This window comes from Thermodesulfobacterium sp. (assembly GCF_030445475.1).
Classification (GTDB): domain Bacteria; phylum Desulfobacterota; class Thermodesulfobacteria; order Thermodesulfobacteriales; family Thermodesulfobacteriaceae; genus Thermodesulfobacterium; species Thermodesulfobacterium commune.
In genome coordinates this window covers 193,526-214,049 of the sequence record NZ_JASUTP010000001.1, presented here as the reverse complement: position 1 = coordinate 214,049, position 20,524 = coordinate 193,526, and the positions used below count along the sequence as shown (strand labels likewise).

Below are 20,524 nucleotides of genomic sequence, written 5' to 3'. Positions count from 1 at the left end.
CTTTTCCTCCTTAGAAGATTTACTGAGGTTGTTTTACAACTCTCCAAAACACTCTGGGAAAAGGGCCTTAAACTTTTCTAAGGTCTTTTCTACTTCCGGTTGTATTGACTTGAATTTTTCAGTTTTTATCGAAAAAAGAACAAATTCCGAGATAGAAAATGAGGTGTAAAGGCAAAACTCTTTAGGTTTAGGCTCAAAAACAAAGAAAAAGTTGGTAAGATAGGGGGTAATTTTTAATAAATCTTCGCTGTTACCATCTATCCTCAGGTTAAAGATTATGTGCTTAGCCTTTAAAAAGGCAGGAAGCTCGGTTTTTCCTGCCGTGGTTAAAAGCTCTAAAAGGATATCTTGAGACACAACGATGGAATGTTTGGGAGAAACGTCCTTTAAAAACTCAGAAGGAAGCTCTTTAGAAAGAAGAAGATAAAGGTTTTTAACTAGTTTCAAGTCTATATGCTGAGAAATGATCTCCCTTAAGGCATAAACAGAAAGGGTAAGTAAATACTCCCTTTTCCCGATTTCGTCAAACTTTATTCCGGTAGGGGTGCGCTCTAAAAATTTATAAACCGGGCTATCACTTGAGGCCTTTATCCTTAATGTAAGATAGAAAAGCTTAAAGGCCTCTTCTAAAGGCAGTTTCAGCTGTTGCTTAACTACCGACAAAAACTCTTTTGGGTCTTCTGGTAAGCTACCTATCCAGTTAAACCTCATGAAAACAAAGCAATCCTTAATAAAGTTTGGTTAAAATAATGTTTCTATTTTACAATCAATTAACTTTTCTGCAAGGATAAGGTCCTCTTTAAAAGTGATTTTAAAGTTTAGCCAAGAACCTTCTACTACATAAACAGGATGGCCAAAATAGGTTAAAAGAGAACTTTCGTCTGTGAACTCTAACCCCCTGGCTATGGCCTCATCAAGACAGGTTTTCAAAAGGTTAGCCTTTATTCCTTGAGGGGTTTGGATATGAAACAGATTTTCCCTGGGCACGTTAGCTTTCACAAGGTGATCTTTCACTAAATTTAAGGTATCCCTTACAGGGATAGCCGGGACAGAGGCTCCATAAGAACGAGTAGCTTCTATCACCCTTTTTATAAGGGATTCGGGAACAAAAGGCCTTACGGCATCATGCACAAGGAAGACTTCTGTTTCTAGAGGGGCTATTTTAACCGCTTGATAAACTGACCTCTGTCTGGTTGTGCCACCCTCAACTATTTTTAACACCTTTCTGAGGTTAAAGCTTTTGATCAGGTTTTCGGTATGTTCTAAATAAAGTGGGTGGGTAGCTATGATTATCCCGTCTATCTGAGGGGCTTTTTCAAAGGCTAAAAGGGTTCTTACTAAAAGAGGTATTCCCTTCAGGTCTAAGAACTGTTTGGGGAGGGATTCTCCCAGCCTCTCTCCTTTTCCTGCAGCAGGGAGTATAGCAACTACCATAGGCCTTCTGATTTGTTTTTTTAGGTTTAGAATTATAATAAACAAAAACAGAAAATAAAGGGGAAAAGACATGTCAGGAAATAGTTTTGGGGTTTTATTTAGGGTTACCACCTTTGGAGAATCTCATGGTAAGGCCCTTGGAGCGGTGGTAGAGGGATGTCCACCTGGTTTAACCTTGTCAGAGGAGTATATTCAGAAAGAAGTAGATAAAAGACGGTCTAAGGAGTTTATCGGGCAAACCCCTCGTAAAGAAAAGGATCGGGTGGAAATTCTTTCTGGGGTTTTTGAAGGATATACGACGGGAACTCCGATAGGGATTTTAGTGTATAACACCGACGTAAAGTCTTCTGCCTATCAACAGCTTAAAGAGGTGTTTAGACCAGGCCATGCAGATTTTACCTATCATATGAAATACGGAGGTTTTAGAGACTACAGAGGAGGAGGAAGAAGTAGCGGAAGGGAAACGGTGGTAAGGGTAGCTGCCGGAGCTGTAGCTAAAAGGGTGCTTGAAGAATATGGGATATCTGTGGTAGCATATACCATTGCTCTTGGTGGGGTAGTTGCTGAAAAAAGAGACCTTGAGTTTATTTATAAAAATCATCTTTACTGCCCTGATGAGGAGGCCTATTTAAAGATGTGCCAAAAGATTGAAGAAGCAGTTAGAGAGGGAGACTCTTTAGGAGGGGTGGTAGAGGTTTTAGCCAGGGGAGTGCCTGCAGGACTGGGAGAGCCAGTTTTTGATAAACTTGAGGCTGATCTATCTAAGGGTTTGATGAGTATAGGGGCGGTAAAAGGGGTAGAGGTGGGAGCTGGTTTTAAGGCTGCTCAACTTAAAGGCTCTGAAAATAACGACCCTATCTCTTCTTATGGATTTTTAAAAAACGATGCCGGAGGGATCTTAGGAGGGATTTCTTCAGGGCAAGATATAGTTTTAAGGGTTGCGGTAAAACCTATCCCCAGTATAAGAAAACCTCAAAAGACGATAAATCTCCAAAAAGAAGAGTTAGACCTTATCATAGAAGGAAGACATGATGTTTCTGCAATACCACGGATTGTACCTGTGGTAGAGGCTATGGTTAGAATCGTACTTGCAGACCATCTTTTAAGGCAGTTAGCCTATCTGGCCTTTCAGCAAAGATTACGTTTCCCTAACTTTTGGGAGTAAAGGTTTTTTCGGTTAGTTTAACCTAAAAATTTACGCAGGTAACCTGCTTCTACTATCAAGCTGGTGGCTTGCGAAGAAAGTCCTTTTTTAAGGTTTTTAAGCAGGGTAGAAGTTACTTCTTTATGTTCCTCGTTTGGCTCATAGTTAAGATTTAAGGTGTTTAGAAGGTTTAGGGTTTTGATAAGTTTGTTTTTGACCTCTTCAGGCATAAGGTCTAAGCATTTTGGGTTAAAATATTGGAGAGCTTTAGAAAAATCAAACTCTAAGTTGTGGTAATAGTTTTTAAGTTCATGTAACTCTTCTTTGGTTAAAGCGTTTAACCCAAAGATTTCAGGGGGAAGACCTATAGAATAACAGGCAGCACAAAAGCTTATGACCCTTGGGAGCACTATCCCATGAAGGCTTCTTGAGTAACCAAAAAGGCCTATATGGAGTTTTCTCATCCTTCTTTTTGGTACAAATTTGGCTAATTCGTTTATCGCAGGAGCAATCGGGGCGATGGTAGCTTTATACTCTTCTGAAATCTTTTGGATTATTCTTTGACAAAATTTAATGTCTACGTCTGAAATAGGATGTCTTATAAAAGTTTTTACTTTTTTGATCCCTGAAATTACATCCTCTACCGGAAAATCATATTTAAAGGCAGACTGAACGGTAAAGGTTTCTACCGAAGAATACTCAGAAAGAACCTTTTCTACGGTGTAAGGAGAAAAGTTCCCTCTAAAAACAGGGGTTCCTACCCCTAATATAGGATAAACCTCTACATCATGCTTTAAGGCAAAACTTTCTAATTTTTTTAAGGCAATTTTAACCCCTAAAACTGCACTTATAAGCCCATAGTTTAATGCTGGGTCAGATCGAGCTAAAAACACCCGAAGATAGGGCAGATTTTTGTCTTTGATATACTCTTCTAAGATTTGATCTATGTTGAAAAAGGATTCGATGTTTTCAAAAAGTGGAATAACATTAATACTTTCAGGTAAAAACTCCCCTACCCATTCTGCTACCGTGATGTCTCCTGGGTAAATAGGTTGATGTTGAAGACTAGCGATAAAGTTTTTATAATAATAATAAACCCTGTTAAGTTCCTTGGCTGAGGTGGTCATCGGAAGTATTACCTCAAAAATTGGAGGAGGATGGTCTTTTAAAAAGATACGAGCTGCATCCATAGACCGAGGTATACTTTCTAAAGCCTCAACCAAGATTTTAGCTTCATCCTTTTCCACAGTAGGGTTAGGGATTCTAAGGGTGATAAAACAGTCTTTGCCTAAAAGATGCTTTTTAAAAAAATTAGGATATTTACTATAAAGCTTTTTGACCACAAAGTCGTCTACCTCTTTGCCTTCACTGTCCCACATCTGTTCGTCGCAACCTAAATGAGAAAAGGCATAATAGGCCTCTTGGATCTCGTCTTCACCTGACATGTCAGGATGTTCTGCAAAAAAAGGCATGGAAACGTTGTCTGGATGTTGAGTAGACATCACCCTTGGAACCTTCATAATCACCTCTATTAAAAAGTTTTTGAAGATTCCATTTAGTTAACACTAACAGAGGTTTCTAATATTTCAAGCTCAAGTTTTTCTTTAAGATGTTCCAGTAATTCGTTTATAAAAACAAGATTTTTAGGATGAAAATAGATTTTAGTTAAACCAGATTTAGGATCTAAGATGGTTAAACTTGAGAGATGGTCGTAGCCTTCAAGGATAAACTTGAGAAAGGCAATCTGAGAAGGATTAATCTTAACCAGAAACCAAGCACTCCGCATTTAGTTAAAGAGAAGGGAGGAGGCCCCCCTTCAGTGATTTTAAAAGTCAGACTATGGTTTATTAGCTTTTAGGTGATCTTCCTGGATTGCCGCTGTTGACGACCTTTACCTTTGAAGCTTGCTCGCCTTTAGGACCTTGGACTACCTCAAACTCTACTACCTGTCCTTCTTTAAGGGTTTTAAATCCAGGCATTTCGATGGCAGAGTAATGCACAAACACATCTCCACCATCATCCTTGGAAATGAAACCATACCCCTTCTTCTCATCAAACCACTTAACCTTACCTCTAAACATGTTACTAAAACCTCCTTTAAGTTTTTCTATTAGTTATACTTAACCTCAAAAAATTTATTTGTAAAGGGGTAAATTTTAAAATTTTAAAAATTTTTAAAAATAGTTTAAAACTGAAGGTTTGTAGTGTATTGATGAAAAGATTATCGTCTGATGGGTTTGAGAGGTGTTTTTTTTAAGATTTATCTTAAACAGATTGCTATTTTAGAAAATAAAGCTAAAATTTTAAAATAAATGGAAATTGGTATAAGGAACTTTTTGGCTTTTTTAGACCTTTCTGAAAATCCTATTAAGATTAAAAATTTCAGATATTTTATTTTAGGACACTTTATTTCTTTTACCGGTTCTTGGACTTATAACACCGCTATTGTTTGGCTGGTTTATGAGCTAACCCGGTCTTCTTTTTATTTAGGTATCTTTAGTTTGTTTAACTCTTTACCTACTTTTGTTTTTAGTTTTTTGGCAGGATTAATCATAGACCGATTTGACCGAAAAAAACTTTTAACATGGGTGGTGTTTTTAGGGATTTTGCCTTCAGTTTTGTTGGGTTTCATTACTCAAGAGGGAAGGTTAAGTTTTTGGCTGGTAGTGTTGATAAACATGTTGGCTGTTAGTCTTGCCTCTGTTGACACCCCTTTGAGACAGGTGTTTATCAGCGAAATAGTTCCGTCAACCTACCTTACCAAAGCTATATCTTTCCAGGCTCTTTCTTTTAATACAGCCAGGATGGTTGGTCCTTTTTTAGCAGGTCTTATCATTACTTATGGACAGCTTTATCAATGTTTTTATTTTAATGCCCTTTCTTATCTACCTTTTTTTCTCTTTCTTTTATTTTTTATCAAATATCAAAAATCCTATCAGATAGACCTTGAAAATAAGAAAAATTTTATAGAAGCATTTAAAGAAGTTTTTACTTTGTTTAGAAAACAACGAGCACTTCCTGCTGTTATAGGTATGGTTTTTAGCTTTACTTTTTTTGGAGCTTCTATTCTCATTTTGTTTCCGATAATTGTTGACAAATTATTCGGAGGAGGCGGAAAAGAGTTTGGTCAACTTTCTTCTATGGTAGGTATAGGGGCTATTCTTGGCTCGGTTTATATAATTTTAGGGAAAGTTAAAAACAAACTTTCTAAACTCTGGGTTTCTACTTGTATTTTTGCCTTAGGGGCTTTAGGGTTGGTGTGGTCTAAAATTTGGTGGTTGGCTCTTTTTTGTTGTCTTTTTTTAGGTTTTTCTTTTACTAATTTTTATCCGATAGCCAACTCATACCTTCAAGAAAATACCCCTACAGAAATAAGAGGTAGGGTGATGAGTTTTTTTACTCTTTCTTTTTTAGGGGTTCATCCCTTAGGGAGTTTTTTAGCAGGGGTACTTGCAGAAAAGGTAGGTGTAGGATGGCTGGTAAGTTTTTATGTATTAAGTTTAGTTTTAGTAAATTTTTTTCTTTTAAATATTGCTAAACTAAAAAAATAGTTTATTAATTTCTCAGAGAGGGTTTAGAAATGGTAGAGCTAAAAAAGATTGTAGAAACCCTAAATCTTGATGAGTGTGCTAGAGATTTAGATTTGTATGTGATGATTCTTGAACAGGATAAGGTAGTTTATTTAAACAAGGTGGCTGAAGAAAATTTAGGATACACAAAAGAAGAGCTTCTAGAAAAAGGAATAGGGGGATTTTTAGCCTACCATCCTAATTTCCTGACAGAGCTAAAAAAAGAACTTTTAAAAAAGCATAAGCATAAAACTATAATTAAATTTCTAACCAGAGAAGGTAAGATTATTACGTTGGAGGCTTTTTTTTATAAGGTAGAGTTGACTCCACAGAAAATTTTTATTTTGATGGTAGGAAAAGACACCGGAGAGCTGACAGAATTAAGAACCAAGATAGAAGAGTTGGAAAAAAATCAACGGTTTTCCGAGTTTTTAAGAAGCTTAGTCCATGATTTTAACAACATTCTGCAAAATACCCTTAAGTACTTAAAGAACATAGAGGAAAACGTAGACAAACCAGAAGAGGTTAAAAGGTATAAGTTTTTGGCAGAAAAAACCTTAAAATCTTGGATTGACCTTAACCGTTTGCTTATAGATTATACCAAAGGAATAAGAGATGTCCTTTCTTCTCAGTTAGAAATGGTTTCTTTTTTAAAAAACAATTTAGATATTTTTCAGATCATTGCCGGACCTAAAATTCAAATACAGCTCTCTTTAGGGTCTTTAGTAAACGTTTTTGTCCCAGGAGAAGAAACTTTTTGGAGGTATATCTTCTTAAATTTTATCAGCAATGCTAAGGATGCCATCGAAGACGAAGGAGAGATAGAAATAGCACTATCTTTAAAAACCCTTGAAAAGAAATACTTGATAATCAAGATAAAAGATAACGGATGTGGTATACCTGAAGAAAACTTAGAAAAAATTTTTATGCCCTTTTTTACTACCAAAAAGGAAAGCAGTGGCTTAGGCCTTTTCTTGGTAAAAAATCATATCACAAGCTTGGGTGGAAAAATAGAGGTAGAAAGTAAGGTTAACTTAGGCACAACCTTTAAGATTTGGGTTCCTGCGCTAAGTGTGACCTTATTAAGCAATCCTCTGATAAATCCAAACGTAAATTCGGGCAATGTTCCTGCGCTAAGTGTGACCTTATTAAGCCCGTTGAAAAAATCGGAGATCAAAAAACTTAACATCATCCTTCTGGAAGACGAACTAGAAATTTTAACAAGTATGCAAGAAATATTGGAAGGAGAAGGGCATCAAGTTTGGGCTTTTTCTAACTATGAAGAATTAGAAAAAAACCTTGATAAAATTTCTTCTCCAGACCTTCTTATTACCGACTATCATATGCCAGGAATAAAAGGGTTTGAAGTCTACCAGAATTTAAAACAAAAATTTCCAGACCTAAAGGTTTTGTTTTTGACAGGAGATTTGTTATCTCTGGCAGAACTTCCCAGTTTTAAACTGCTTTTAAAACCCTTTACTGTAGAACAACTCTTGGCTAAGATTGAAGAAGTTATGCTATGAACCGATGGTTAGAGGAGTTTTTAAAATATTTAGAAGTAGAGAAAAACTATTCACCTCAGACTTTAAAGGCCTATAAAAAGGATTTAGAAGATTTTTTGAATCATTACCAGGCTTTAAACATAAAAGATTTTAAACATTTACAGCCTTTTCATCTAAGGCTTTATCTTGCGAACCTTAAAAAAACTAAAAAAGCACCCACTACCATCGCAAGGAAGGTAAGTGCTTTAAGAAGCTTTTTTAGGTTTCTTTCTAAAAAAGAGGTCATACCTAAAAACTTAATCCTTTATCTCTTAACCCCTCGGGTCTTAAAAAGATTTCCTCGTGTTCCTACAGAAGAAGAACTGAACCAGATGATAGAACAGGTAAAAGAGGATAGTTTTCTTGGTCTTAGAAACAGGACGATTTTAGAACTTGGCTATGGCTGTGGTTTAAGGGTAGGAGAGCTTACCAATCTAACGCTTAACCAGCTAAACCTGCAACTTAGGTTTTTAAGGGTCATAGGAAAGGGTAATAAAGAAAGGATGATCCCCTTTGGCAAGAAGGCACAACAGCTGTTAGAAAGATATCTGAGAGAAAGAGAAAAAGTACTTTTAAACTTAGGAAAAAATCATGAGTTTGTGTTTATTAACTCAAAGGGAGACAAGTTAACCGATCGGGGGGTTAGATACATACTTAAGACCTTAGGAAAAAGTTATGGAATAGAATACCTTCATCCTCATACTTTAAGACATTCTTTTGCTACCCATCTTTTAAACTCAGGGGCTGACCTTAGGGCTATTCAGGAACTTTTGGGACATGCTTCCCTTCTTACCACAGAAATGTACACCAAGGTTAGTTACGAACATCTACTCAAAGTTTATCTTAAGTCCCATCCCCGGGCTAAAAAGGAATAACCTGTAAAATCCATTTTCTTGATCTAAGTCAAAGAATTTTAAAAGATTTTTTATATTTAGAATTTTATAGGAAGATGCTTAAATCTTCTAAGGGGGCCTTATGAAAAATAAGGTAGCTATAGGGGTAGTTTTCTTAGGGGTGGTTTTGTTTGTGGGTTTGTTAGGTATGCCTAAGCTTGTTGCCTATACCAGTAAAAATTCCTATTGCGCAAGTTGTCATGTGATGGAAGACCAGAGCCTATCTTTAAGAAAGTCCGGGTTGCATAATCAACTTAATTGCATAGACTGCCATCTTCCTCATGACAATAAACTCAGACATTATTTTTGGAAAGGTGTTGACGGAACTAAGGATTTGGTAAAGTTTCACCTAAATCTTATACCAGAAGAAATTACCCTATCTTCTCATGGTAAAGTTTTGGTTCAGGAAAATTGTATAAGGTGTCATCAAGATATGGTTTCTATGATAAACGTGAAAGACAGAAACTGCTGGGAATGTCATGTAAAGGTAAGACATAAATTGAGTAGCAGTTTAGAAGTTTTAGAAAAATAAAATATAAGGGGGGATAAGATGAAACGAAAGTCTTTGTGGTTAGGTTTAACCCTTATGGGTTTGGTTTCGTTGATAGCAGGTTGTAAACCTCCTGAAAAAGCAAAAGATTTCCGTCAGGAAGCTTTTAAGATAGCTGAAAATGAAATAGACCCAGAGGTATGGGGAAAAGCTTTCCCTCTTCACTATGAAATGTGGAAAAAAGAGTCTGAACCTACTCCTGCAGGCTTAAGCAAGTATAAGAGAGGTTGGGATACTGATAAAATAGTGTATGATAGACTTTCAGAGTTTCCTTTTTTGGCTGTGCTTTATAATGGCTGGGGTTTTGGTATAGAGTATAACGAACCAAGATCACATTATTACAAGATGATAGACATTCAAGAGATAGACCCTTCAAGGCCTAAACCTGGAGGAGTTTGTCTGACCTGTAAGACTCCCTATGCTGCTGACCTTGAAAAACAGTATGGGGCTAAATATTACCATACGCCTATTAAAGAAGTCGTGAGTTGGATACCAGAAAAACACAGAAACCTTGGTGGCTCTTGTTTAGATTGTCATGACCCTAAAACGATGAACCTCCATATAAGATGGGCATTTACTTTAGGGAAGGCTTTAAAGGATTTAGGAATAGATGAAAAAGGGTTAACCCATCAACAGATGAGAAGTTTGGTGTGTGCTCAATGCCATGTTACCTACGTAATCCCAAGGGATCAGGATATGAAGCCTACAGGTATCTTTTTCCCCTGGCAAGGCAGTAAATGGGGAGATATTAGTATAGAAAATATCATCAAGGTTCTAAAGAGCAACCCAGCTTATGGAGAGTGGAAACAGGCGGTTACAGGGTTTAAGTTAGCTTTTATCAGACATCCTGAGTTTGAGCTTTATTCAAGAAACTCGGTGCACTGGAATGCAGGAGTCTCTTGTGCTGATTGTCATATGCCTTACAAAAGGATGGGAAGCTATAAGGTAAGTGAACACAGAGTAATGAGTCCTCTAAAAGATAACATGAGGTCTTGTAAACAATGCCATCCTCAAAGTGCTGATTGGTTAAAACAGCAAGTGATTGCCATTCAGGATAGGACGATTTCTGCCTATATAAGGGCTGGATATCAGACAGCGGTAGCAGCCAAACTTTTCGAGAAGGTGCATCTGGCTCAAACTCAAGGGAAGACCATAGACCAGACTTTATACAACAAAGCTAAGGACCTTTATTTAGAAGCTATCTATAGGGTAATCTTTGTAGGAGCAGAAAATTCAGTAGGGTTTCACAACCCCACAGAGGCTATGAGGATTTTAACAGATGCTTTAGGATTTGCCTCTAAGTCAGAGTCTCTTTTAAGAACTATTCTGGCTAAAGCAGGAGTAGAGGTTCCTGCAAAAATAGACCTTGAGATTTCTAAATATATTAACAACAGAGGTGAAAAGAAACTTAACTTTAGGCCAGAGCAGGAGTTCAAAGACCCCTTTGGAATACAACAACTTTTTGAAGGGATGCTTTAAGATAAACAAGGGGGGAGAACTCCCCCCCTTTTATAATTATTTTATTAAGGTTCAATTTTTGTCCCTAAGAGTTCAAGAAATTTAGCCATCCACCAAGGATGAGCCGTCCAGGCGGGGGCAGTAACGATGTTTCCGTCTACGCATACGTTAGTAAAAGTTTCGTTTACGTCACACCATATCCCACCAGCAAGCACTATTTCAGCTTTTACTGCTGGATAAGCCGTAAGCTTTTTACCTCTAATCACGTCTGCTGCGGTGAGTAGTTGAGGCCCATGACATATGGCTGCGATGGGTTTGTTTTTTTCGGCAAAGTGTTTGACTATCTGGATGATTTTGTCGTTCAACCTTAAATATTCAGGAGCTCTTCCTCCAGGTATTACAAGGCCATCATAATCTTCTGGGTTTATACTATCAAAATCTGCGGTGATCCTAAAGTTATGCCCTCTTCTTTCTAAATAGGTTTGGTCTCCCTCAAAATCGTGGACTGCTGTTTTTACCACATCTCCAGGTTTTTTCCCAGGACACACTGCATCGACCTGATGCCCCACCATCTGAAGCATCTGAAATGGAACCATAGCTTCATAATCTTCCACATAGTCTCCCACCAACATCAGTATCCTTTTGGCACCCATAACTTTACCCCCTTGTCAGGTATTTTTTAAAAAAAGATAAAATTAGAAAAGATTCTTTCAAGGTTTTTTTAATCATAAAAAACCTCTTTAAGCCTTGACATATTTAAAACTTTTATTATATTATAAAGCACAGGTTGAAAGATCGCGGGGTGGAGCAGTCTGGTAGCTCGTCGGGCTCATAACCCGAAGGTCGTGGGTTCAAATCCCACCCCCGCAACCAATTTGTTTCTCTATCTGTAAACAATCTTACCAGGGGTTAAAACCTTATTTAGGTCTCTTTTTATACATATACATAAAAATTTTCGAAGAGGGTTAGAAAGTGAAAAGTTTAGAGCGTATTAAAAAACAAGTGTTAAGAGTACTGGCTAAAGAGAAGGCATCTTTTTGGCAGTTGATAAACTATCAAGATGCCCATTTGGTAGATTTTTTGGAAGCTATTAAGCAGCTTCTTCAAGAAGGTGAAATAAAATATGAAAAACCTTATTTTTATCTTGCTGACGAGAGTTTACCAATTTTTCCATATGAAAGTCCAGGATGTCTTTTCTGCTCTCCCTTTGAACAAAGTCCTTTTTGGAAGCAGGTTTTAAAAGATTTTATAGAGATTACTAAGGACCGTCCTTTACCAACCAGTGATTTTGACCAGGGTTTTATAAAACCAGAAGATACAGTCAAAAGGACCGCTTTTATCTATGAAAGAGGTGATCTTGAAGGGACAGAGGTTTTTATCTTAGGAGATGACGATTTAATCTCTCTCAGTATGGCTCTTACTAAACTACCAAAAAGGATAGTGGTGGTAGAAATAGACGAAAGGATTAACAGATTTATCAAAGAAAAAGCAAACCTGATTGGTTATCAAAACATAGAGGTCTATAATTACAACGTGATAGAAAAACTTCCCGCCGAGCTTTGTAAAAAGTTTGATATATTTGTCACAGACCCTGTAGAGACGCAGAAGGGGTTAAAACTTTTTGTAAACAGATGTATCCAGTCTTTAAAAGGTGAGGGATCGGTGGGTTATATAGGGTTTACCCATCGAGAAGCTTCGTTAAAAAAATGGTATGACTTTCAAAAGTTTATCTTGGACTCAGGTTTTGTTTTAACTGATATTCTAAGGGATTTTACCACCTATCCTGAGGAAGAAAATCAATGGGAGGATTTTTACCGGACTTACAGGATTATGAGGGAGTTTGATTTGTCGATGCCAGAGGTAGATTGGTATAAGTCTTGTTTTGTTAGGTTTGAAGCTGTAGAAGATCCTAAAGTGTTAGACATAGAGGTTCCTGCTGATCTTGAAGAGCTTTATTTTGATGATGAATCCTGGGCAACCCCCTTACCTTCTTATTTAGAGAAAAATAGAAAAGAGGGGTAAAGCTATGGCTTATACTACTTCAGATTTCAGAAGAGGTTTAAAAATAGAATGGGAGGGGAAACCCTACGAGATTTTAGAGTTTCAGCATGTCAAGGTTTCCAAAAACCAGCCTACGGTTAGAACTAGATTAAAAGACTTGACTACTGGAAGGGTTTTTGAGGTAAACTTTCGTGCAGGAGAAAAGTTTGAAAAACCTGACTTACAAGAAAAGGAGATGCAGTTTTTATACAAGGAAAAAGGACAATATGTATTTATGGATTTAGAGGATTATGACCAGGTTTACCTTAGAGAAGAAGAAGTAGGGGAGGCAGCAAAGTTTCTCAAAGAAAACTTAAATGTTTATATCATCTATTATCGGGGGAAGGTGATAGGTATAGACCTTCCTAACATCGTGGAGTTAGAGGTGATAGATACTGAGCCAGGGGTTAGAGGGGATACCGTTGGTTCTGCTACCAAGCCGGCTACCCTTGAAACCGGAGCTGTCATTCAAGTACCACTTTTTATCAACAAAGGGGACAAGATAAAGGTAGATACCAGGACAGGCGAATATATCGAGAGGGCTGTATAGATGCTTACTCTTAAAAAACTTCAGGAGTTTAAAGAATATTTAGAAAGTGGAGCTTTTATAGAGGATTTTGAGATGAGACCTAAGGATGGACAAGAAGAGATGTTAGATATGATAGAGACCCTTTTTCAGATTTGTGAGATAGCAGATGAGGTGATATCTAAACATTTTTACAGAAAATGGGGCGAAGAGGTATTGAAAAAGCCTTCTGATTAGAAATGGTTTATTTTATACGAGCAAGAACTTATCATAAATATGCCCAAGATCTATTTAAAGACCTTCATCTTTACAAACAAAAACCAGAGGAATTTAGGAAAAAGGCTCAAGAAATTTTCCAAACAGGGCTCAAAGCCCTTTGGTCTCTTTCTCAGATAACTCCTCCAGACACACCTCCATCTTTCCAAGAAATCTGGCAAAAAGCTGTAGAAGCCGTCGACCCAGAAGACCAGGAAGTCCTTTTAACCACTAAAAAGGTGATTTTTTCTGAAGAGCAAGATCTGGAAAAGGTTTATCAGTCTTTAAAGGATTTCTTAGCAATCCTTCAAAAAGCCCTCAAACCTATCCTTTAACCCATAGTGGTTTGTTCGATGGTGAAAAATTTTTTCTTGAATTTTTGTAATTCGATGTTATTGTGTGGGGAACTATGAAAGATTTTTTACGGTCTTATAAATCTTACATTCTAATTCTGATTTCAGTTTTATTTGGCTGGACTTTAGGTATTTGGTTTATCTATTATAACTTTCAGAAGCAAAAGCAAACTATTTTTTCAAACCACTTAGACCATAAGCTTGCGATGTATAATTCGACCCTTTATTCGATGAAAGAGTTAACCTCCCTTTATGCCCAAGGGATAGGAGCCTCTCAAAACATAAAAAACATTTTTACAACCTATAAGGAGAATGAAGAGGTCTTAAGAAAGAAGATCTATCAGTTTCTTTTGCCTTTTATCAAAAGCCTTGTCAGTTTAGAAATAGACCTTCATTTTCATACTCAAGAAGGAAGGAGTCTTTTAAGATTTTATAATCCTTCTGTTTATGGAGAGGATCTTACTCAATATAGAGAAGACGTGGTTTATGTAATGACACACAAAAAACCTGTGTTTGGATTTTCTACAGGAAAAATGCTGAGTGGTTTTAGACATACTTTTCCTTTACTTGATGAAAGAGGGGATTACCTAGGAGGTGTTGATTTTATCATTTCTTTAAAACATTTTGAAAAGTTGGTTTATCAGCTAAACCCAGGAGCTTGTTTCAGGCTGATTTTTAATAAAAAAGAGACGGTAGACAAACTTGAAGAACCATATAAGTCTCAGTTTTCGCACAGTTTTTTTGGAGAAGACTTGGTTGAATACCAGGGAAGTTTTAGAAATGACAGTTTATGTGGTAGTACCTTACACGGTTTACAGCAAGACCTTAAATTTAAAAAGGCCATATCTTCAGATAAGCCACATATTGTTGAGTTAAAACAACAAGGAAAAGTTTATGAGGTAGTAACCCTTCCTATCAAGGATTTTAAAGAAAAAACTGTAGGGTATTTGTTAATCATCCAGAGGGCAGAGGGGATAGAGGGGTTATATAGAGATTTTTATAGGAATGTTTATATTTACACCCTCTTATTACTGGTGATACTTTTCATTTCTTTTTACACCAACCGTAAAGCAAGGGAAAGCTTTTTGGAACGGAAAAAATTTAATACGGTTATTCAGTTCATGGAAAGTGCTGTTTATACGGTAAAAGAGTTTAAGATTAACTTTGTAAACCCAAAACTTTTAAAACTTTTAGGGTATTCAGAAGAAGATTTGATCGGAAAGAGGGACCATGAGGTTTTTGTAGAGCCGGTAGAGGACAGGTGTGCGATATGTGAGGCTATCTATAAAGGAGAGGAATTTACAGGGGATATGGTGCTTAAAAAGAAAGATGGGTCTTATTTGATAGCTAATGTTAAGGTTTCTCATGTTAGAGATGAGTTAGGAAAGGTCGTTGAAACAGTCGTATGTTTTTGGGATATAACTTTAAGAAAAAAATTAGAAGATGCACTTTATTGGGACTCTATCACCGACCCACTTACCAGGCTTTTTAACAGAAGGTTTATAGTTACGGTTTTAGAAAATCTTAAAGAAAAAGCCAGCGAGACCAAACAAACTTTTTCAGTAATTATAATAGATATAGACAACTTTAAAAGGATAAACGACCTTTATGGGCATGACGTAGGTGATGAGGTTTTGAAGGTTCTTGCTGAAACTTTTAGAGGTCAGCTTAGAGAGCAGGATATAGTTGGGCGCTGGGGAGGAGAAGAGTTTATCGTAGTTTTACCAGAAACAGACCTTAAAAATGCAGTTTTGGTAGCAGAAAAATTAAGAAAAGCAGTAGAAGATTTAGAAATAGGTATCCATCGACTTAAAATCACCATAAGCTTAGGGGTAAGTGAATATAAATTAGAAGAAGAAATCTCAAATTTAATAAAACGAGCAGACTCAGCCCTTTATTTAGCAAAAAGGTCGGGGAAAAATTGCGTAAAATTTGAAACATGATATTATGTAGGTTATGGAACAAGAGAGAATTAGAGTTTATTTAGAGGTACTTGCTTGTCCTAAATGTAAAGGCGAGCTTGAGTTTTTGGTTTTTCAGGATAAAGAAGGATTTGTTTGCAAGACCTGTAAACTACTTTATCCGATAGTAGAAGACATCCCGGTGATGTTGGTAGAAGAGGCTTTAAAACTTGAAGATTTAAGTTTTTGAGATGAGCCATCCTAAAGAACCAGCTCCTGTCTGTTTCTTTATAGCTCTGACTACTCAGGATTTTTCTATAGGAGAACAGGCTTTAACTCCTTTAACCTCAGAGCTTGGAGGAGTAATTTTTTCCTCTGAAGCTTTTGACTTTTCTTCTTTCACCCATTACTACGAGAAAGAAATGGGAAGAAATCTAAAAAAGAGGTTTTATTTTTTTGAAAATTTGAAAAGTCCTGATTTTTTGGTGGAGTTAAAACATATTTGTTACAAGATAGAGCTTTCTTATACCACAGAATTTGGGAAAAGAAAGGTTAACCTTGACCCAGGATATGTGGAACTTTCTAAGGTAGTTTTGTCCACCTTTAAAGATTATGCTCACAGGATTTATTTAGGTAGGGGAGTATTTGCTGAAGTTACCTTGATATACAAGGATAAAAGTTTTATCAGTCTTCCCTGGACTTATCCAGACTACCAGGCCTTTATTCCGGTTTTTAACCAGGCGAGAGAGATTTACAAGGGATTGAAAAAGAGGTCTTTATGCTGATAGACCCTTTTGGAAGGAAAATAGAGTATCTCAGGATCTCTGTAACCGATAAGTGTAATTTTAGATGTATTTATTGTTTTACCCATAAAAACTGGAAATGGTTGCCACACCATGAAATTCTTAGGCTTGAGGAAATAGAAGAGGTGGTTAAGGTAGGTGCTAAGCTTGGGGTTAAAAGGGTAAGGATTACCGGAGGAGAGCCTCTGGTGAGAAAAAACATAGAAAGTCTGGTAGAAAGGATTGCCAGTATTTCAGGGATAGAAGATTTAAGTCTTACCACCAACGGCTATTTTCTTGAGGAGCTTGGGGAAAAACTTAAAAAGGCAGGTTTAAAAAGAATAAACCTTAGTTTAGATACCCTCAACCCAGAAAAATTTTATAAAATCACAGGGGTCGATGGGTTTTCAAAGGTAAAAAGAGGTTTAGAGTTGGCTTTAGATTTAGGTTTTTCCCCGGTAAAGGTTAACGTGGTAGTGATTAGAGGTTTTAACGACGAAGAGGTTTTAGATTTGGCTAAGCTTACCTTAGAAAAACCGATAGAGGTAAGGTTTATCGAGTTTATGCCAATAGGAGGAAATTCCCTTTGGGATAAGAGCCATATAGTGGACACAAAGGAAATCAAAAAAACATTGGAAACATACCGGCCTCTTTTACCTGCTGATTCAGTAGGTGGTGGTCCTGCGAAGGTTTTTAGATGGGAGGGAGCTAAGGGTAAAATAGGGCTTATCTCTCCTATTTCTGAACATTTTTGCCATAGATGTAATCGCTTTAGGATTACCGCAGACGGAAGGTTAAGGCCTTGTCTTTTTTCAGACTATGAGATAAACTTAAAAACCGCTTTAAGAGAAAAGAAGGTTTCCTTAGAAGAGTTGTTTCTTCAGGCACTAAAAGTAAAGCCCGAAGGGCATAGATTAAATTCTACTTTAAAACCTATGAGGGCTATCGGAGGTTAGATGGAAAATAAAGAGGTTCAGGTTTGGTTGAGTGCTGGTACCTTAAAACAGGGATATCCTGACATGGCATTAAAACTTTTCAAGCCTCTTCCTAAAGGCACTTATGTTTTGGTAGAGATGCCTGATGGGAGAAAGGAGGTTTGTTTACTAACCGAGGTTTCTTATAAAATCTCCTTTGATGTAGAAGGAATTCCTGTAGTTTTGCGAAAGGCTACCCTTAAAGAAATCAAAGAATATGAGAAAAAGTTAGAACTGGAAGAGAAAGGCAAAGAGTTTTGCCTCCAGTTTGCTAAAGAGCTTGGACTTGAGATGAATCTTGTCAGGGTAGATTGTTTTTTTGATAGAAGCAAGATCATTTTTTTTTACACCGCAGAGGGCAGGATTGATTTCAGGCAGCTGGTAAAGGAGTTAGCCAGGGCTTTGAGGATGAGAATAGAGATGAGGCAGATAGGGGTAAGAAACGAAACAGCCCTTTTGGGTGGTATAGGTTATTGCGGAAAAGAGTTTTGTTGTGCCAGGTTTTTAAAATCCTTTGCCCCTCTTTCTATTAAGTTTGCCAAAGAACAAGGGCTTAACCTTGACCCTAATAAAATTTCAGGTCCTTGTGGAAGGTTGCTTTGTTGTCTAAGTTATGAGATGGAGGTATATAGAGAATTTTTAGAAAATTTACCTAAGCTTGGGAGTAAGATTAAGATTAATGAAGAATCTTATCGGGTTTTAAAATATCACTTTTTTCAAAGATTAGTTTACTTAGAAACAAAAGATGGTCAAGTTATTACCTTACCTGTTGAAGAATTAAAGTCTTACATTTTAGAGCAGTTAGAAGATTTTTCTGTTGAAGATCAATTGAAGAACCTTGAAGAGGAGGAGGATTGATGCGGATCTATCTCACTACACCAATTTACTACGTAAACGCTTATCCTCATTTAGGACATGCCTATACCACGTTGATAGTAGATGGGATTGCCAGGTTTTACAGACTTAAAAATTGGCAGGTATTTTTTCTTACAGGTACAGACGAACACGGGGATAAGATCCAGAAAACAGCTAAAGATAAAGGACTTTCTCCTCAAGCTTTAGTTGATGAGATAAGTGAATCTTTTAAAAGAACTTGGGATTACTTTGGGATTGGTTATAGTCGTTTTATCAGGACTACTGAAGAAACCCATAAAAAGACCGTACAAAGGGTTTTGCAGCAACTTTACGAAAAAGGAGAAATCTATCAGGATGAATATGAGGGGCTTTACTGTGTTGGCTGCGAACGGTTTTTGACGACCAAAGAACTTGACGAACAAGGAAGATGTAAAGACCATCAAAAAACCCCTGAACTTATCAAAGAGAGAAACTACTTTTTTAACTTGGAAAAATACCGTTCTTGGTTAAAAGACTACATTCAAAAAAATGACCTGATATACCCTGTTTTTTACAAAGAAGAAGTACTCCATATGTTAGAAGAAGAGCTTCCTCCACTTTGTATCTCTCGTCCTAAAAAAAGACTTGAATGGGGTATAGAGCTTCCTTTTGATAAAGACTACGTAACCTATGTATGGTTTGACGCCCTTTTAAACTATCTTACAGGAATAGGTTATCCAGAGGACCCAAATTGGGAGGACTGGTGGAAGGAGTCTCATCACTTTATCGCCAAAGACATCCTTAAACCCCATGCAGTTTATTGGCCTATCATGTTAAAAGCCTTGGGATTACCTGTATACAAAAAGCTTTTTGTGCATGGATACTGGCTGGTTGATCGGTTAAAAATGTCTAAATCCCTAGGAAACATCGTAGATCCTGTAACCTTGAGCAAAACATACGGTAAAGACCAGCTAAGGTATTTCTTGTTTAGAGAGATGGCTTTTGGTTATGATGCAGAGTTTAGTTTTGAAGCTTTTATCACCAGGATAAACGCAGACCTTGCTAATGACTATGGTAACCTTGTTTATCGTACCTTAAACCTAACAGAAAAATACTTTAACTCTTGTGTCCCCCCTTTAAACGGGCTGACAGAAGAGGACCAGGCTTATTTAGACATGGTGAAGACAGCTTTAGAAGATTACCATAAGTTGTTTTCTGAACTTCAGTTTCATAGAGCTTTAGAAAGACTTTGGGAAGCCATCAGAGAAGGTAACGTTTACATCGACAGACAGGCCCCTTGGAGTCTTATAAAAAAAGGAGAGTTAGACAGGGCAGGAACGGTTCTTAGGGTTTTACTTGAAGTTATCAAGAGTTTTGCTATAGCCCTTTCTCCGGTGATGCCTGAAACCTCTCAGATTTTACTTGAAAATATGTCTTATGAAAGGCCACTTTCTTGGGAAGAGGTTTTTAATTTTAAGGGGTTAAAAGAAGGAGCGGCTGCTAAAAAAGGGAAGCCTCTTTTTCCAAGAATAGAAGATAAACCAAAGGAGGAAGAAAAGGTGGTAGAAGAAAAGAAAGAAGAGACAGGTTTTATCTCTATAGATGAGTTTAGAAAAATAGATTTAAGGGTAGGGAAGATAGTCGCTGCAGAAAAGGTCCCAAATGCAGATAAACTTTTAAGGTTAGAAGTGTTATGCCCAGAAAAAAGACAGATTGTTTCAGGAATAGCCCAGTATTATCAACCTGAGGAATTGATAGGTAAAGAGGTAATTATTGTGGCTAACCTGAAACCTTCTAAAATCAGAGGAATCCTTTCAGAGGGTATGCTTCTTGCAGCCAAAGATGAAAAGGGATTATGCTTGGTGACCCCTGAGAAAGAAATGGCCCCAGGGGCTAAAGTTAGCTAAAATAAAAAGGTTTAGCCTGGAGGCCAACCCATAGTTCTGCCAGCAAGTAAGTGAAAATGTAGATGAAATACCGTCTGCCCTGCCTCTTCCTTACAGTTTACAACCACCCTGTATCCTCTTTCAGCAAACCCTAAATCTTTGGCTAATCTGTTGATAACAAGATAGATATGCCCGATTAAATCCTTGTCTTCTTCGGTTAGGTCAAGCAACGTAGAAAGATGCTTTTTAGGAATTACCAAGATATGGTAAGGAGCTTGAGGGTTTATGTCATGAAAAGCTACTACCTTTTCGTCTTCATAAACGACTTTAGACGGTATTTCTTTTTTAACGATTTTGCAAAATATGCAATCCATAAGCCCCCCT

At 37.1% G+C, this 20,524-nt stretch carries 23 protein-coding genes and 1 tRNA gene; 17 read left to right on the top strand and 7 right to left on the bottom strand.

All coding sequences use genetic code 11. The annotated features are described in order from the left end of the window. Positions 1–33: 33 nt before the first annotated feature. A complete protein-coding gene (locus PWP26_RS01130) occupies positions 34–711 on the bottom strand; it encodes a hypothetical protein (RefSeq protein WP_038063029.1) in 678 nt (225 codons plus the stop codon). A gap of 30 nt (positions 712–741) precedes the next feature. Next, on the bottom strand, positions 742–1,434 hold the full coding sequence (gene ispD, locus PWP26_RS01125; protein ID WP_038063558.1) for a 2-C-methyl-D-erythritol 4-phosphate cytidylyltransferase: 693 nt from the start codon (positions 1,432–1,434) through the stop codon (positions 742–744). A gap of 70 nt (positions 1,435–1,504) precedes the next feature. Here ispD and aroC point away from each other — a divergent pair, with 70 nt between their 5' ends. Then, entirely contained in the window at positions 1,505–2,599 is a 1,095-nt protein-coding gene (aroC, locus tag PWP26_RS01120; protein WP_301398801.1) for a chorismate synthase, read from the top strand. Between the two features lie 17 nt (positions 2,600–2,616). On the opposite strand, the gene ppcA is transcribed toward aroC, so the two are convergent. From ppcA to PWP26_RS01105, 3 genes are all read right to left on the bottom strand, one after another. Beyond that, on the bottom strand, positions 2,617–4,098 hold the full coding sequence (gene ppcA, locus PWP26_RS01115) for a phosphoenolpyruvate carboxylase (protein WP_301398800.1): 1,482 nt from the start codon (positions 4,096–4,098) through the stop codon (positions 2,617–2,619). Between the two features lie 35 nt (positions 4,099–4,133). After that, entirely contained in the window at positions 4,134–4,364 is a 231-nt protein-coding gene (locus PWP26_RS01110) for a DUF4911 domain-containing protein (protein ID WP_273010740.1), read from the bottom strand. A 61-nt stretch (positions 4,365–4,425) separates the two neighbouring features. Continuing rightward, entirely contained in the window at positions 4,426–4,659 is a 234-nt protein-coding gene (locus PWP26_RS01105) for a cold-shock protein (protein ID WP_273010741.1), read from the bottom strand. Between the two features lie 231 nt (positions 4,660–4,890). Between PWP26_RS01105 and PWP26_RS01100 the strand changes: the two genes are divergently transcribed. From PWP26_RS01100 to PWP26_RS01080, 5 genes are all read left to right on the top strand, one after another. Next, on the top strand, positions 4,891–6,129 hold the full coding sequence (locus tag PWP26_RS01100) for an MFS transporter (protein ID WP_301398798.1): 1,239 nt from the start codon (positions 4,891–4,893) through the stop codon (positions 6,127–6,129). 29 nt (positions 6,130–6,158) lie between these two features. Beyond that, positions 6,159–7,670, top strand: coding sequence for an ATP-binding protein (locus PWP26_RS01095; protein ID WP_301398797.1), 1,512 nt, complete (start codon positions 6,159–6,161; stop codon positions 7,668–7,670). Beyond that, positions 7,667–8,563, top strand: coding sequence for a site-specific tyrosine recombinase/integron integrase (xerA, locus tag PWP26_RS01090; protein WP_038063048.1), 897 nt, complete (start codon positions 7,667–7,669; stop codon positions 8,561–8,563). Before PWP26_RS01095 ends, xerA begins: the two co-directional genes overlap by 4 nt. A 100-nt stretch (positions 8,564–8,663) precedes the next feature. Further along, positions 8,664–9,113, top strand: coding sequence for a cytochrome c nitrite reductase small subunit (gene nrfH / locus PWP26_RS01085; RefSeq protein ID WP_022855639.1), 450 nt, complete (start codon positions 8,664–8,666; stop codon positions 9,111–9,113). 18 nt (positions 9,114–9,131) lie between these two features. Further along, the gene (locus PWP26_RS01080; protein WP_301398796.1) at positions 9,132–10,610 is read left to right on the top strand and encodes an ammonia-forming cytochrome c nitrite reductase subunit c552; all 1,479 of its coding nucleotides are present in this window, start codon (positions 9,132–9,134) and stop codon (positions 10,608–10,610) included. A gap of 44 nt (positions 10,611–10,654) precedes the next feature. On the opposite strand, the gene PWP26_RS01075 is transcribed toward PWP26_RS01080, so the two are convergent. Further along, positions 10,655–11,242 carry a DJ-1/PfpI family protein gene (locus tag PWP26_RS01075; protein WP_022855641.1) on the bottom strand — a complete coding sequence of 196 codons (588 nt, stop codon included), beginning with the start codon at positions 11,240–11,242 and terminating at the stop codon, positions 10,655–10,657. Between the two features lie 143 nt (positions 11,243–11,385). On the opposite strand from PWP26_RS01075, the gene PWP26_RS01070 reads away from it, so the two are divergent. The 11 genes from PWP26_RS01070 to metG all read left to right on the top strand — a co-directional run bounded on the left by PWP26_RS01070 (position 11,386) and on the right by metG (position 20,161). Beyond that, a tRNA-Met gene (locus PWP26_RS01070) sits at positions 11,386–11,462 on the top strand. A gap of 99 nt (positions 11,463–11,561) precedes the next feature. Next, positions 11,562–12,611 carry a bis-aminopropyl spermidine synthase family protein gene (locus PWP26_RS01065; RefSeq protein ID WP_301398795.1) on the top strand — a complete coding sequence of 350 codons (1,050 nt, stop codon included), beginning with the start codon at positions 11,562–11,564 and terminating at the stop codon, positions 12,609–12,611. Positions 12,612–12,615: 4 nt separating this feature from the next. Continuing rightward, positions 12,616–13,179, top strand: a complete 564-nt coding sequence (gene efp, locus PWP26_RS01060) for an elongation factor P (protein WP_273010746.1) — start codon at positions 12,616–12,618, stop codon at positions 13,177–13,179. Then, the gene (locus PWP26_RS01055) at positions 13,180–13,392 is read left to right on the top strand and encodes a hypothetical protein (RefSeq protein WP_038063062.1); all 213 of its coding nucleotides are present in this window, start codon (positions 13,180–13,182) and stop codon (positions 13,390–13,392) included. A 2-nt stretch (positions 13,393–13,394) separates the two neighbouring features. After that, positions 13,395–13,745 carry a hypothetical protein gene (locus PWP26_RS01050; RefSeq protein ID WP_038063064.1) on the top strand — a complete coding sequence of 117 codons (351 nt, stop codon included), beginning with the start codon at positions 13,395–13,397 and terminating at the stop codon, positions 13,743–13,745. Positions 13,746–13,819: 74 nt separating this feature from the next. After that, entirely contained in the window at positions 13,820–15,706 is a 1,887-nt protein-coding gene (locus PWP26_RS01045; RefSeq protein WP_301398794.1) for a sensor domain-containing diguanylate cyclase, read from the top strand. A gap of 13 nt (positions 15,707–15,719) precedes the next feature. Continuing rightward, positions 15,720–15,914 carry a Trm112 family protein gene (locus PWP26_RS01040; RefSeq protein ID WP_038063070.1) on the top strand — a complete coding sequence of 65 codons (195 nt, stop codon included), beginning with the start codon at positions 15,720–15,722 and terminating at the stop codon, positions 15,912–15,914. A 1-nt stretch (position 15,915) separates the two neighbouring features. After that, positions 15,916–16,449, top strand: a complete 534-nt coding sequence (locus PWP26_RS01035) for a DUF4416 family protein (RefSeq protein WP_038063073.1) — start codon at positions 15,916–15,918, stop codon at positions 16,447–16,449. Further along, complete coding sequence (moaA, locus tag PWP26_RS01030) at positions 16,443–17,402, top strand: GTP 3',8-cyclase MoaA (RefSeq protein ID WP_287567692.1); 960 nt, start codon at positions 16,443–16,445, stop codon at positions 17,400–17,402. Before PWP26_RS01035 ends, moaA begins: the two co-directional genes overlap by 7 nt. Next, positions 17,403–18,278, top strand: coding sequence for a regulatory iron-sulfur-containing complex subunit RicT (locus PWP26_RS01025; RefSeq protein ID WP_287567691.1), 876 nt, complete (start codon positions 17,403–17,405; stop codon positions 18,276–18,278). It begins immediately after the preceding gene. Next, complete coding sequence (gene metG / locus PWP26_RS01020; RefSeq protein WP_367652114.1) at positions 18,275–20,161, top strand: methionine--tRNA ligase; 1,887 nt, start codon at positions 18,275–18,277, stop codon at positions 20,159–20,161. Before PWP26_RS01025 ends, metG begins: the two co-directional genes overlap by 4 nt. An 11-nt stretch (positions 20,162–20,172) precedes the next feature. On the opposite strand, the gene PWP26_RS01015 is transcribed toward metG, so the two are convergent. After that, entirely contained in the window at positions 20,173–20,514 is a 342-nt protein-coding gene (locus PWP26_RS01015; protein WP_028840973.1) for a histidine triad nucleotide-binding protein, read from the bottom strand. Between the last annotated feature and the right edge of the window lie 10 nt (positions 20,515–20,524).

Coding starts and splice junctions, on each gene's coding strand:
- PWP26_RS01130 (WP_038063029.1), bottom strand. CDS start 711: ATGAGGTTTAACTGGATAGGTAGCTTACCAGAAGACCCAAAAGAGTTT.
- ispD (WP_038063558.1), bottom strand. CDS start 1,434: ATGGTAGTTGCTATACTCCCTGCTGCAGGAAAAGGAGAGAGGCTGGGA.
- aroC (WP_301398801.1), top strand. CDS start 1,505: ATGTCAGGAAATAGTTTTGGGGTTTTATTTAGGGTTACCACCTTTGGA.
- ppcA (WP_301398800.1), bottom strand. CDS start 4,098: ATGAAGGTTCCAAGGGTGATGTCTACTCAACATCCAGACAACGTTTCC.
- PWP26_RS01110 (WP_273010740.1), bottom strand. CDS start 4,364: ATGCGGAGTGCTTGGTTTCTGGTTAAGATTAATCCTTCTCAGATTGCC.
- PWP26_RS01105 (WP_273010741.1), bottom strand. CDS start 4,659: ATGTTTAGAGGTAAGGTTAAGTGGTTTGATGAGAAGAAGGGGTATGGT.
- PWP26_RS01100 (WP_301398798.1), top strand. CDS start 4,891: ATGGAAATTGGTATAAGGAACTTTTTGGCTTTTTTAGACCTTTCTGAA.
- PWP26_RS01095 (WP_301398797.1), top strand. CDS start 6,159: ATGGTAGAGCTAAAAAAGATTGTAGAAACCCTAAATCTTGATGAGTGT.
- xerA (WP_038063048.1), top strand. CDS start 7,667: ATGAACCGATGGTTAGAGGAGTTTTTAAAATATTTAGAAGTAGAGAAA.
- nrfH (WP_022855639.1), top strand. CDS start 8,664: ATGAAAAATAAGGTAGCTATAGGGGTAGTTTTCTTAGGGGTGGTTTTG.
- PWP26_RS01080 (WP_301398796.1), top strand. CDS start 9,132: ATGAAACGAAAGTCTTTGTGGTTAGGTTTAACCCTTATGGGTTTGGTT.
- PWP26_RS01075 (WP_022855641.1), bottom strand. CDS start 11,242: ATGGGTGCCAAAAGGATACTGATGTTGGTGGGAGACTATGTGGAAGAT.
- efp (WP_273010746.1), top strand. CDS start 12,616: ATGGCTTATACTACTTCAGATTTCAGAAGAGGTTTAAAAATAGAATGG.
- PWP26_RS01055 (WP_038063062.1), top strand. CDS start 13,180: ATGCTTACTCTTAAAAAACTTCAGGAGTTTAAAGAATATTTAGAAAGT.
- PWP26_RS01050 (WP_038063064.1), top strand. CDS start 13,395: ATGGTTTATTTTATACGAGCAAGAACTTATCATAAATATGCCCAAGAT.
- PWP26_RS01045 (WP_301398794.1), top strand. CDS start 13,820: ATGAAAGATTTTTTACGGTCTTATAAATCTTACATTCTAATTCTGATT.
- PWP26_RS01040 (WP_038063070.1), top strand. CDS start 15,720: ATGGAACAAGAGAGAATTAGAGTTTATTTAGAGGTACTTGCTTGTCCT.
- PWP26_RS01035 (WP_038063073.1), top strand. CDS start 15,916: ATGAGCCATCCTAAAGAACCAGCTCCTGTCTGTTTCTTTATAGCTCTG.
- moaA (WP_287567692.1), top strand. CDS start 16,443: ATGCTGATAGACCCTTTTGGAAGGAAAATAGAGTATCTCAGGATCTCT.
- PWP26_RS01025 (WP_287567691.1), top strand. CDS start 17,403: ATGGAAAATAAAGAGGTTCAGGTTTGGTTGAGTGCTGGTACCTTAAAA.
- PWP26_RS01015 (WP_028840973.1), bottom strand. CDS start 20,514: ATGGATTGCATATTTTGCAAAATCGTTAAAAAAGAAATACCGTCTAAA.